Here is a 12595-nt window from a genome sequence, read left to right as displayed (position 1 = left end):
ACCTTAGATCTCGAGATTATCAATCAGGCGGGTCTTGCCAAGTTTGGCAGCCGCCAAAATGACCAACTCTTTCTTCGCCAGTAAATCATCGTTGCTGGGCGCTAATAAATCAGTGCGCTTACGAATCGCGATGTAGTCGGGCTGCCAGCCGCGTTGTGTCAAAGTGTCTGCAGTCTTTTTCTCAAGCTCACGCAGGGATTCATCTAGAGGCTGACCGGCGCGATGAATGGCATCCAAAACATCTAGCCGAAGTTGTTGCAGACTGGCTTGCAAATGAGGGGCCTCCGCACGCTCGGTATCATTTAGATAGGCATTGCGCGAGGATAGCGCTAGCCCATCATCAGCGCGAATGGTTTCGCCTGCCACAATCTCAACGGGCAAAGCAAATTGATGGGCCATCTGCCGAATAATCATTAATTGCTGATAGTCCTTTTTCCCAAAGATCGCAACGCGTGGCTGTACGCATGAGAATAATTTCAAGACAACGGTACAAACCCCTTTAAAGAATCCCGGACGGAACTCGCCTTCCAAAATATCGCCCAATTGCTTGGGTGGATCAACCCGGTATTCCTGTGGCTCGGGATACAAGACCTTCTCAGTAGGGGCAAAGAGTACATAAACCCCTTCCTTCTCAAGCTTCTCGGCATCCGCCTCTAGAGTGCGCGGGTATTGATCAAAATCTTCATGAGGACCAAATTGCAGGCGATTCACAAAAATACTGGCAATTACTGGATCACCGTGCTGCCTTGCAATGCGCATTAAGGAGAGATGCCCTTCATGCAAATTACCCATGGTAGGCACAAAAGAGGCACGATTTTGGCCGCGCAACTGGTCGCGCAGTTCTTGAATATCGGTAACGATCTTCATGCGCTTGGGGTATAGGCCAGTCGGACGTATATGGGCGCGTAGGGCTCGGCTTGCGTGATTTCAATGAGGGATTCACGGGAGAGTTCAAGCATCGCAATGAAGTTCACCACAATCACTGGCACACCATTGCCTGACCGAATCGCATCCTCAAAGAGTTCGCTGAACTCGACAAAGCGGGTGTTTTGTAGGCGCCGCAAGATGCGCGTCATAAAGTCGCGAACCGATAACTGCTCGCGTGTAATGGTGTGGTGTTGATTGAGTTTGGCTCGATGTAATACGTCCCGCCAGGCCATTTGTAAATCCTCAAGGTTGACCTCGGGCCATGTGACTGCAACGCTGGTATCGACATAGCCATGAGCCACCTGAAAGTCACGACCCACCTGGGGTATGCGATCAAGCTCTTGAGCAGCCAATTTCATGCGCTCGTATTCCAGTAAGCGCCGCACCAGCTCGGCACGCGGATCTTCGACTTCTTCATCACTGTCTGCTTTTTTCATGGGCAAGAGCATGCGCGATTTAATCTCAATGAGCATCGCTGCCATTAGCAGATACTCGGCCGCCAGTTCAAGATTGTGATGACGGATTTGGTCGATATAACTGAGGTACTGCTGCGTGACCTCGGCCATTGGAATATCGAGGACATTGAAATTCTGTTTACGAATTAGATACAGCAGCAAATCCAGTGGACCCTCAAAGGCTTCTAGAAAAACCTCCAGAGCATCTGGCGGAATATATAAATCATTTGGTAACTGAAACAGCGGTTCGCCATACAGCTTGGCAAAGGCAGAGCTTAAGCCATCAATTTTTTCTTCTGATGGACCATTGGGGAGCGACTCGAGCTCCTCAGTCATTGCCATACACGTAAGCGCGTTGCTTGACTTTAGCCAGTTGGTTACGGCGGATCTCATCAGGACTCAATGCGGGCTTATCCCACAGAAGAGCACGACCTTCACGCTGCGCTTGTTCCAGTTGGGGATTTTGAGACTTGAGTTTTTCTAAAAACAAGGTCGCTTGAGATTTATATTTCTTCATAAAATCAATAACTTACATAATAAAATGAATTACAACACCCTTCATTATTAACGATTTTTAAGGGCGTCTCAGCGATTTAATTCGAGAAGCGTATCCACCTGTGTCGGCTCGACCCGGGTCATTAAATGGCGATAGGGTTGAATTGCAGAATTACTCTTTAATGATTTGCCGATATCCTGCCATTGCATTGGTGGAATGGACAAAAATTCTTCAACTTGAGTAACAAGATTTGGTAAGACAGGCTTTAAGTACAAACTCAAACGCCGAAAGGATTCTAGGATGACACTGCACACTTCATGTAGTTTGTTTGACCCTTGGGGATCCTTAGCAAGTTCCCAGGGCTTGTTTTCATCGACGTAGGCATTGACCAGGTCTGCGAGCTCCATAATTTGGCGTACCGCTTTTGCAAATTCGCGAGTTTCATATAGATCAGCAATCGAGTCACTCGCATTGGCAATCGATTCCAGTAATGGATGGGCCATCGCCGCATCGATGACTCGACCCTCAAAGCGCTTGACTAAAAATCCAGCGGTACGACTAGCAATGTTGATGTACTTTCCCAAGAGGTCGCTATTCACGCGTGCCACAAAATCGTGAAGGTTCAGATCAAGATCTTCCATAGTCGCATTTAACTTGGTCGCAAAGTAGTAGCGGAACCACTCTGGGTTCAGGCCCGCCTCAATCACACTGTTTGCAGATATGAGCGTACCGCGCGATTTACTCATCTTCTCGCCATCCACGGTTAAGAATCCGTGAGCATAAACATTGGTGGGTGTGCGATAGCCAGAAAAGTGCAAGGTCGCAGGCCAAAAGAGCGTATGAAAATACAAAATGTCTTTACCGATGAAGTGGTATTGCTCAGTCGTGCTATCAGGCTTGACCCAGTTTGCAAAATCAAGGCCTCGTTCCTTGCAATACTTTAGGAAGCTCGCGTAATAGCCAATGGGAGCATCAAGCCAGACATAAAAATATTTACCGGGCGCGTCGGGGATTTCAAAGCCAAAGTAGGGCGCGTCACGCGAGATATCCCAGTCCCCAAGTTTGCTATCACCCTCGGTACCCACCCACTCTTTCATCTTGTTCTTGGCTTCACTCTGAAGCGGGGTTTTCACCTGAGTCCAATCGCGTAAGAATGCTTCGCAGCGTGGATCCGAGAGCTTGAAAAAATAATGATCCGAGACTTTACGAACCGGCGTGGCGCCACTCACTACAGAGTATGGATTTTTGAGATCGGTGGGTGCATAGGTGGCACCACACTTTTCACACGAGTCACCATACTGATCAGCCGCTCCACATTTAGGGCAATTACCTTTAATGAAGCGATCTGGTAAAAACATTTCTTTGACAGGATCATAGGCTTGTTCAATGGACCGTTTTTCAATTAGTCCGGCATCCCGCAGCTTCAGATAAATATCCCGAGACAACTGCTCATTTTCAGGACTATCGGTGGTGTAGTAATGATCAAAGGAGATGAGAAAGTGATCGAAATCCCGCTTGTGTTCATGCCACACCTTATCGATCAGTTCTTTCGGGGTAATTCCTTCTTTTTCAGCTCGTAGCATGATCGGAGTACCGTGGGTATCGTCGGCACCGACGTAATGCACCTCATGGCCACGCATTCTTTGGAACCGAACCCAGATATCCGTTTGTACGTATTCCACGAGATGCCCAATATGGATCTGGCCATTGGCGTAGGGTAGGGCGGAGGTAACGAGCAGTTGACGCATATCAATCATTTTTATTAAACATTGATTTTAGACTGCGGTTAAAGTGTATGGTGAGATACCGCGGGGTATCGATGATGGCCAAGGATCAATCTGCTCATGAGTAGGACTTCACAATCAACTATTGCAATGACCAATGCCTCGGTACCGGTGGTTCATGAGGTAACGATTATCGATGAGTTAGGGCGTCAGAAAACAACCTTTATTCCAGGGGAGCGCTCGCTCACGATCTACTTAGATAAGCGCGAAGTAGTGACCCTCATGACCTTGGGTTCTGCCCCCGAGGCCTTGGTCTTGGGTTATTTACGCAACCAACGATTGGTGGAATCGGCTGAGGATATTGAGAGTATTCAGGTCGATTGGGACACCGATTCGGTGGCGGTCAAGACCCGCCGAAGCACCGTCGATATTGATGCGATTACCAGTAAGCGGGTGGTAACCACGGGCTGTGGTCAAGGAACCATGTTCGGTGGACTGATGGAGGACATGGCTCAAATTCGGCTGCCAGAGGGCCCCAAGCTTCACCAAGCGGCGATTGTGGATCTATTAGAGCAAATCCGGGCTCACGAAACCATTTACAAAAAAGCCGGCTCTGTACATGCCTGCGCCGTCTTTGAGCGCGCGGGAGACGATCGGGTCAGACTCTTGCATCTGATTGAGGATGTGGGGCGACACAATGCGGTTGATTCTATTTCAGGCTTACTCTGGTTGGCTAAGCGCCATGGTGAGGAACTCATCTTCTTTACGACCGGGCGCCTAACCTCTGAGATGGTGATCAAAGGGGCTCAGATGGGCATTCCCTTTCTGCTCACCCGTTCCGGAGTCACGCAGATGGGTTTGGAGTTGGCTAAAAAGACCCATTTAACCTTGCTCTCGCGCTGCTCCGGTAAGCACTTTGAGATTTACAACGCCCCGGAGCGTGTGGTTTTTCAGACACCTTAGACCTGAAAGCAGGGCTTTGTGCCCACTTGGGCGCGAAAGTCTTACAATCCCGCCATGACTATTAAATCTGACCATTGGATCCGCCGGATGGCCGAAGGGGGCATGATCAGCCCCTTTGAGCCTGGCCAAATTCGGACGAACGCCGCAGGGCAAAAAATTGTGAGTTATGGCACATCAAGTTATGGCTATGATATTCGATGCGCAAATGAGTTCAAGATCTTCACGAATATCAACAGCACGATTGTGGATCCGAAGCAATTTGATGAAAAATCATTTGTGGATTTCAAGGGTGATGTCTGTATCATCCCCCCCAATTCCTTTGCCTTGGCAAGAACGGTGGAGTATTTCAAGATCCCTCGCAATGTATTAACCATATGCGTAGGCAAGAGTACCTATGCGCGTTGCGGAATCATCGTTAACGTCACGCCATTTGAACCTGAGTGGGAAGGTTATGTCACCCTGGAGTTTTCGAATACCACTCCATTACCAGCCAAAATTTATGCTGGCGAGGGCTGTGCTCAAGTCCTTTTCTTTGAGAGCGATGAAGTATGCGGCACCTCTTACAAAGATCGTGGCGGTAAGTACCAAGGCCAACACGGCGTTACCCTACCCAAAACCTAAGCCATCATGAAATTTCGTTTCCCGATCATCATCATTGATGAAGACTTTCGCTCCGAGAACATTTCGGGTTCTGGTATTCGTGACCTTGCAGTTGCGATTGAGAAGGAGGGAATTGAGGTGATTGGTCTTACCAGTTATGGGGATCTCACTTCATTTGCGCAGCAAGCCTCACGGGCATCCTGCTTCATTTTATCGATTGACGATGAAGAATTTGATGCTGTTATCGACTCTGAAGACAGTGATCTACCAGCAATTACTAATTTGCGCTCTTTTGTCGTCGAAGTGCGTAAGCGCAATGAAGATATTCCGATCTTTTTGTATGGTGAGACCCGTACCTCGCGCCATATTCCGAACGATATTTTGCGTGAGCTGCATGGCTTCATTCATATGAATGAAGATACGCCGGAGTTCGTGGCGCGCCACATCATTCGTGAGGCGAAGGTCTATCTTGATTCTTTAGCGCCCCCATTCTTTCGGGCGCTCACCCACTATGCCTCTGAGGGTTCGTATTCATGGCATTGCCCAGGTCATTCCGGAGGCGTTGCCTTTTTGAAGAGCCCTGTTGGTCGCATGTTCCATCAATTTTTTGGTGAGAACATGCTGCGTGCCGACGTGTGCAATGCAGTGGAAGAGTTAGGCCAGCTCTTAGATCACACCGGACCCGTGGTGGCGAGTGAGCGCAATGCTGCACGTATCTTCAATGCAGACCATTTGTTTTTTGTCACCAATGGTACGTCGACCTCGAACAAAATTGTTTGGCACTCGACGGTGGCGCCAGGCGACGTAGTTCTAGTTGATCGCAATTGCCATAAATCCGTGATTCATTCGATCATGATGATGGGTGCGATCCCAGTCTTCTTGATGCCCACCCGTAATCACCTTGGCATTATTGGGCCGATTCCAAAGGAAGAGTTTGAGTGGGCCAATATCCAGAAAAAGATTGCGGCCAACCCCTTTATCAAAGATAAAAATGTTGTGCCACGGGTCTTAACGATTACTCAAAGCACCTATGACGGAATTGTCTATAACGTTGAGATGATTAAGTCGATGCTCGATGGTAAGGTCGACAGCTTGCATTTTGATGAAGCGTGGTTGCCACACGCCGCTTTCCATCCTTTTTATCAGGACATGCATGCGATTGGTCAGCATCGTAAGCGTCCGCAAAAGAGTTTATTGTTCTCAACCCAATCAACCCATAAATTACTCGCTGGCTTATCGCAAGCCTCGCAAGTCTTAGTGCAGGATGCGCAGGAGCGTAAGCTTGATCGAGATTGCTTTAACGAGGCCTACTTGATGCATACCTCGACCAGTCCGCAGTACGCGATTATTGCCTCATGCGATGTATCGGCAGCCATGATGGAGTCCCCTGGCGGTACCACCTTGGTTGAAGAGTCGATTGCGGAAGCCTTGGATTTTCGGCGTGCGATGCGTAAAGTAGATGAGGAATTTGGCTCTGACTGGTGGTTTAAGGTTTGGGGTCCAGATCATTTGGCTGAAGAAGGTATTGGAACGCGTGACGATTGGATTTTGGAGCCTAATGCGTATTGGCATGACTTTGGTCCTTTGGCCAAGAACTTTAATATGCTTGATCCGATCAAGGCAACGGTGGTGACGCCAGGTTTAGATATTGAAGGTAACTTTGGTGAGATTGGTATTCCGGCCAGTATTGTGACCAAATACTTAGCTGAGCATGGTGTGATCGTTGAAAAGACCGGGCTCTATTCCTTCTTCATCATGTTCACGATTGGTATTACCAAAGGACGTTGGAATACTCTGGTAACCGAGTTGCAACAGTTCAAGGATCACTTTGATAAGAACCAACCTCTGTGGAAGGTACTGCCTGAGTTTGTCGCCAAGCATCCCCGGTATGAACGGGTTGGGTTGCAAGAGATTTCTGCGCAAATCCATTCTTTTTATAAGAGCCGCGATGTAGCCCGGATGACTACCGAGATGTACCTCTCAAATATGGAGCCTGCGATGGTCCCTGGCGATGCCTGGAGCAAGATGGCGCATAAAGACATTGATCGAGTACCGATTGATGAGCTTGAGGGTCGCATCACCGCTATGCTGGTGACACCATATCCCCCGGGCATTCCGCTGCTGATTCCAGGCGAGCGCTTTAATAAAGCGATTGTGAATTACTTACGCTTTGCTCGTGACTTTAATCAGCAATTCCCAGGTTTTGAAACCGATATCCACGGCCTGGTTAAAAATGCCGATGGCAATAATGGTTACTACGTCGACTGCGTGCGCGCTTAAACGATTAATTACTTCTTTTTCAGAGCCGTGCGGGCGCGTTTGATCGCTGCAATGACCTGTTTGGGGGCGGTACCTCCCACATGATTGCGGGAATTGACTGAGCCTTTGGGGGTTAAGACCGCAAATACCTCCTGGGTAATTAATTTGGACTTCGGGCTTAATCCGCAAGCCTTAATGAGCTCGGCCAGGGTGAGATCGCTTAAGGCGCAATCTTTCTCGACGCAATGTTTGACCGCATGGGCAACTGCCTCATGCGCATCCCGAAAGGGTAAGCCTTGCTTAACCAAGTAATCGGCCAGATCCGTGGCAGTTGCAAAGCCCTCTTCTGCTGCATATTCCATGGCAGCCTGCTGAACCTTGATGTGCGGCACCATGTCCGCAAAAATTTGGATCGTTTGACTAACCGTATCGACGGCATCGAAGAGCGGCTCTTTATCTTCCTGATTGTCCTTGTTATAGGCAAGGGGCTGCCCTTTCATGAGTGTGAGAAGAGCAATCAAATCCCCATTCACCCGCCCGGTCTTACCACGAGCTAATTCTGGGACATCGGGATTTTTTTTCTGCGGCATGATGGAACTGCCGGTACAAAACCGGTCTGGCAAATCAATAAAACCAAAGCGGGGACTGAGCCACAAAATCAACTCCTCAGACAGTCTTGAGACATGCATCATGAGGATTGCAGCGCTTGCGCAAAACTCAATTGCAAAATCACGATCCGATACTGCGTCGAGGGAGTTTTGGCAGACTCCATCAAAACCCAGTGTTTTGGCAACGCGTGCCCGATCAATCGGGTAGCTGGTGCCAGCTAAGGCAGCAGCACCTAAGGGTAATTGGTTCACTCGCATGCGGCAATCGGCTAAGCGCTGGGAATCCCGGGTAAACATCTCATAGTAGGCCAGCAGATGATGTCCGAATGTGACGGGTTGAGCCACTTGCAGATGGGTGTGACCCGGCATGATGGTGTTGGCGTGTTGCTCCGCCAGGTTTAGGAATGCCGCGCGTAGACGTGTGAGGTCCACCAGAATCAAATCAATTTCACTTCTGAGCCATAAACGAATATCGGTGGCAACTTGATCATTACGTGAGCGGCCAGTATGCAGACGTTTACCTGCATCTCCAATCAATTTGGTAAGCCTGGCTTCAATATTGAGGTGAACATCTTCAAGGGCTAATTGCCACTCAAAGCGTCCAGACACAATTTCTTTTTCGATCTGCGCCATGCCCTTTTGGATGGCCATGAAATCAGCCTTCGAAATGATTTTCTGGGCAGCCAGCATCTCGGCGTGGGCCAATGATCCGGCAATATCCACTAGGGCTAGGCGCTGGTCGAAGGCCAGTGAGGAAGTGTAGTGCTGAACCAGGGAATCGACGGGTTCCGCAAAGCGGCCAGACCACGCTTTGGATTTGTTGGCTAAAGAATTTTTGGATGAGCTCATAAACACAGTATATTGTGTGTCGTAACAGTTTATTTTAATTCTGAAGTTGCCCTATGAGCCCAACGCGTTTAGTTATTGCCTCTCGTGAGAGTAGGCTTGCCATGTGGCAAGCCGAACATGTTCAAGCATGCCTTAAAAAGTTGTACCCCAGCTGCGAGGTCATCATTCTGGGGATGACCACCAAAGGCGATCAAATCTTAGATCGCGCCCTCTCCAAGGTGGGAGGAAAGGGCCTCTTTGTGAAGGAGCTAGAAACTGCCCTGGAGGATGGTCGCGCTGATCTTGCCGTGCACTCACTAAAAGACGTGCCGATGGTCATGCCAGAGGGCTTTGATCTGTCCTGCATCATGGTGCGCGAGGACGCGCGCGATGCTTTGGTATCCAATGACTATGCCAGCTTGGCTGAGTTGCCCGCAGGAGCAGTGGTCGGTACCTCAAGCCTGCGACGTGAAGCGATTATTCGGAGTCAATATCCTCATTTACGCGTTGAGCCATTGCGCGGTAATTTAGACACGCGCATGGCTAAACTTGACCGCGGTGAGTACCAAGCCATCATTTTGGCTGCTGCAGGCTTAAAGCGCCTGGGGATGGGTGCGCGCATTAAAGCTTTATTACCCTATGATCCCCACACCCCAGCGGCAGGCCAAGGGGCATTAGGTATTGAAACCTTGAGCGCACGCCCTGATGTGAAAGCTTGGCTAGCGCCTTTAAATGATTTACCAACTGCCCTTGCAGTAACCGCTGAGCGGGCGGTATCGCGTAAGTTGGGCGGCTCGTGTGAGGTGCCTCTGGCGGCACATGCACAATGGCAAAGTCCTCAAGAGCTCTCGATGCGTTCGTATGTAGCTAGCACTGATGGTCGGCAAATTTGTTTGGCATCTGGCTCGCGTGCGATCAGCAATTATCAAGAGGCGGAAGCGTTTGGCCTGGCGATTGCCGATGATCTGATTGCGAAGGGGGCGGCAGCCTTATTGCCGCACTAAATCCGTGAAGGCGTTTGAACCGGCGATCATCGTAACCCGACCGACCGGTCAAGCACGTCGCTTAACTGAACTAATCGAAGCAGCTACGCAGGCAGTTTATCCATCGGTGCGGATGGTGAGTCTTCCGTTACTGACGATTATTCCAAAAAATGATTTAGCGCTCTTAACGCAATTACGCACAGCCTTACACCGCGCAACACTAATCGTTTTTGTGAGCCCCAATGCGATTGAGTGCGCCATGCGAGCCGTTGATGATGCTAACTCGTCTTGGGAGCAATTAGTGAGCCCTGGGGTAAAGATTGGGGTGGTGGGGCAGAGCAGTCAAGAGGCACTGATCCGGCACGGCCTAACTAAAGAGTGCATCTTGGTTCCCGCCCAGAACGAATCGGATTCTGATGGTCTATGGAAGGTACTCCGAACCAACATCACCGACTGGTCCAAGGAATCCGTTTTGATCATTAAGGGTGAGGGAGGTCGTGAGACCCTGATCGAGCAACTTCGTTCAGTTAGCGCTGGGCTTGAGATTCTATCGATCTACTTGCGTGTTCCGTTAGATCTTGCAAGCCCAATGTGGCAGTCGTGCGCTGAACTTGATCTACGGCATACCTTATGGACCTTGACATCCTCTGAGGCGGTGCGGCATTTGGGTGAGCGCTGTAAGGAGGTCAACCGAATTCCAAGACTTGCGATTGAGAATAGCTCGGCCTTATGCAGTCATGCCAATATCGCAAACGCGGCACAGCAGATTGGTTTTAAAAATATCTCGGTTTGTGAGCCGCGGGACGAGTCGATTAGTCAGTCTGCTGCAGCTTGGCTAGCAGAGCAGGTAAAAAGATTTCCATGACTAGTAAAGGATGGCCATTGAGTTGGTAGAGTGTACGTCTGGCCCAAACGCGTTTGGGCAGATCTGCATAACGGCGCTGGCAGACTTTCCACTCTGGATGATGGTGGTCCAAACGAACAATTTGCCGAATGGGGCGAAAGCGTCCCTTGAGAACTTTGGCAAATAAAACGGCACCCAAGGGTTTATGACCCAATTTCAGAATCGTATGGTTGCTGCCAATCGAACTTGTGATGGGCAATACGCTCCGCGCCATCACAATCGGCTCACCCTGATCGCACAGCAAAATCTCACGAATCCGCGAGCGATTGATCGGGCGTCGAAAGAATTTCTTTTCGGATGCGACTAAATTTTGTTTGCAATCAGCAAGGATCTGTAATTCCAGGTGACGATCTTCGGGGTAGAGAAGCGCCTTCTCGAGTTTGCGTGTGAGCGAGCCGGTATCCCTTAACCATTCTTGTAGTGCCAATGGAGCACCTAAAGGTGCTCCATGGTTAAGTTGATGCCAGGTCGATGGGGAGCGAGACTTCCGCCACAACATACAAGGCGCTAATTAATGCTGACGTGTGCTATTTTGGAATGAGCCTGTACGGGAGCCAAAGCGCGGCCCTGAACTTTTGCGAGCCTGTCCCCCAAACTTGGGTTTACTGCGTTTAGCAGCCCCAGGGCGATGATTGGGTTTATGTGAGCTTGGTTTTTGTTGAGGCTCAAGACCTGCAATTTCTGCAGCAGCCATGGGTTGCTGGGTAAATCGCTCAATGGCTCTGATTTTCACGCGGTCACGATGCTCGGCCAATGTGATGGCAATGCCATTGCGTCCGGCACGACCCGTACGACCGATACGGTGGGTATAGTCTTCGGGTTTCATGGGAAGACCAAAATTGATCACGTGGCTAATCCGGGGCACGTCAATCCCACGCGCAGCCACATCAGTGGCGACCAAAATCCGGGTTTGACCTTTGCGTAATGAATCGAGGCGACGGTTGCGAACGGCCTGTGGCATCGCGCCATGCAAGGCGCTCGCTTGATAGCCATTGGCACGCAAGGTGTCAGCAATCTTTTCGCTTTCCACTTGGGTGCTCGCGAAGACAACTGCTTGATCGAGCTCGGGGTCGGAGAGCAGGTGCTCCAACAGACGATGTTTGTGCGCCATGTTGTCAGCCCAATGTAGTTTTTGGGCGATGTTGGCATGCGCTTCACCGGCATGGGCAAGCTCGATCCGCTTAGCATCTTTAGTTAGATTTGAGGCAAGGCTCATGATGCGTGGTGCGAACGTTGCTGAGAACATCAGGGTTTGAGAACGGCCTTTGCAACGCTCATCGATTGCCTCAAGATCTTCAGCAAAGCCAAGATCAAGCATGCGATCGGCCTCGTCGACGACCAGGCACTCAACTTGATCTAGGCGAATGGCACGCGAGTTAAATAAATCTAGCAAGCGACCCGGGGTGGCTACTACTAAGCTCGCACCCTTAATGGCTTGGATTTGTTTGCCATAGGGCATACCGCCCATGATGGTGGCAATCCGTAGGCTCTTAATACCGCGTGCCAGATTAATTGCATCGGTGGCAACTTGTTGAGCGAGTTCGCGGGTTGGGCACAAAACCAAGATCTTGGGCTGAGCGCGACCAGGCACAGGGCTACCATGGGGGTTGGCAAGAACGAGTTGATGAAGGAGTGGCAATAAAAAGGCAGCGGTTTTACCGCTTCCTGTTTGGCTGCTCACCAATAAATCACCGCCCTCGAGGGCCGCAGGAATAACCTGTGCTTGGACGGGGGTGGCTTGGGTATAGCCGAGCGCCTCAATGTTCTTGAGTAAAGGCGCCGCTAAGTTCAGTGAAGCAAATGAATGATTCGTAATTTCAGCAGAATGTGACATGCAATACCCATCCT

General features: G+C 50.0%; 12 protein-coding genes. 5 read left to right on the top strand and 7 right to left on the bottom strand.

All coding sequences use genetic code 11. The features are described from left to right. Window positions 1-3 precede the first annotated feature (3 nt). The 4 genes from panC to metG form a co-directional block, all read right to left on the bottom strand. Complete coding sequence (gene panC / locus QUE61_RS07440; protein WP_286306606.1) at window positions 4-867, bottom strand: pantoate--beta-alanine ligase; 864 nt, start codon at window positions 865-867, stop codon at window positions 4-6. Then, window positions 864-1718 carry a segregation and condensation protein A gene (locus QUE61_RS07435; RefSeq protein ID WP_458574735.1) on the bottom strand — a complete coding sequence of 285 codons (855 nt, stop codon included), beginning with the start codon at window positions 1716-1718 and terminating at the stop codon, window positions 864-866. The genes panC and QUE61_RS07435 overlap by 4 nt, the downstream gene beginning before the upstream one ends. Beyond that, entirely contained in the window at window positions 1711-1899 is a 189-nt protein-coding gene (locus QUE61_RS07430) for a DUF3460 family protein (protein ID WP_286306604.1), read from the bottom strand. Before QUE61_RS07430 ends, QUE61_RS07435 begins: the two co-directional genes overlap by 8 nt. Before the next feature lie 68 nt (window positions 1900-1967). Beyond that, on the bottom strand, window positions 1968-3626 hold the full coding sequence (gene metG / locus QUE61_RS07425) for a methionine--tRNA ligase (protein ID WP_458574710.1): 1659 nt from the start codon (window positions 3624-3626) through the stop codon (window positions 1968-1970). A 126-nt stretch (window positions 3627-3752) separates the two neighbouring features. On the opposite strand from metG, the gene QUE61_RS07420 reads away from it, so the two are divergent. The 3 genes from QUE61_RS07420 to QUE61_RS07410 are packed head-to-tail and all read left to right on the top strand — an operon-like array spanning window position 3753 to window position 7445. After that, window positions 3753-4565 (top strand): formate dehydrogenase accessory sulfurtransferase FdhD, encoded by an 813-nt coding sequence (locus QUE61_RS07420; RefSeq protein WP_286306603.1) that lies wholly within the window; start codon window positions 3753-3755, stop codon window positions 4563-4565. 54 nt (window positions 4566-4619) lie between these two features. Continuing rightward, window positions 4620-5186, top strand: a complete 567-nt coding sequence (gene dcd / locus QUE61_RS07415) for a dCTP deaminase (protein WP_286223373.1) — start codon at window positions 4620-4622, stop codon at window positions 5184-5186. A gap of 6 nt (window positions 5187-5192) precedes the next feature. Further along, window positions 5193-7445 carry an arginine/lysine/ornithine decarboxylase gene (locus QUE61_RS07410; protein WP_286306602.1) on the top strand — a complete coding sequence of 751 codons (2253 nt, stop codon included), beginning with the start codon at window positions 5193-5195 and terminating at the stop codon, window positions 7443-7445. Window positions 7446-7453: 8 nt separating this feature from the next. Here QUE61_RS07410 and argH read toward each other — a convergent pair whose 3' ends face one another. After that, window positions 7454-8881 carry an argininosuccinate lyase gene (gene argH / locus QUE61_RS07405; protein ID WP_286306601.1) on the bottom strand — a complete coding sequence of 476 codons (1428 nt, stop codon included), beginning with the start codon at window positions 8879-8881 and terminating at the stop codon, window positions 7454-7456. 53 nt (window positions 8882-8934) lie between these two features. Between argH and hemC the strand changes: the two genes are divergently transcribed. Further along, window positions 8935-9864: a hydroxymethylbilane synthase gene (gene hemC / locus QUE61_RS07400; protein ID WP_286306600.1), complete on the top strand. Its 930-nt coding sequence runs from the start codon at window positions 8935-8937 to the stop codon at window positions 9862-9864. Window positions 9865-9868: 4 nt separating this feature from the next. Beyond that, the gene (locus QUE61_RS07395; protein ID WP_286306599.1) at window positions 9869-10708 is read left to right on the top strand and encodes a uroporphyrinogen-III synthase; all 840 of its coding nucleotides are present in this window, start codon (window positions 9869-9871) and stop codon (window positions 10706-10708) included. Here the strand turns inward: QUE61_RS07395 and QUE61_RS07390 are convergent. Together QUE61_RS07390 and QUE61_RS07385 are read right to left on the bottom strand one after the other, a co-directional pair. Next, complete coding sequence (locus QUE61_RS07390) at window positions 10656-11246, bottom strand: chorismate--pyruvate lyase family protein (protein ID WP_286306598.1); 591 nt, start codon at window positions 11244-11246, stop codon at window positions 10656-10658. The two genes, QUE61_RS07395 and QUE61_RS07390, sit on opposite strands and share 53 nt — an antisense overlap. Window positions 11247-11258: 12 nt before the next feature. Then, the gene (locus QUE61_RS07385; protein WP_286306597.1) at window positions 11259-12581 is read right to left on the bottom strand and encodes a DEAD/DEAH box helicase; all 1323 of its coding nucleotides are present in this window, start codon (window positions 12579-12581) and stop codon (window positions 11259-11261) included. Window positions 12582-12595 lie beyond the last annotated feature (14 nt).

This window comes from Polynucleobacter sp. HIN5 (assembly GCF_030297555.1).
Taxonomy (GTDB): domain Bacteria; phylum Pseudomonadota; class Gammaproteobacteria; order Burkholderiales; family Burkholderiaceae; genus Polynucleobacter.
Note: the sequence above shows the minus strand (reverse complement) of the source record. Positions and strands in the feature narration are given on the sequence as shown.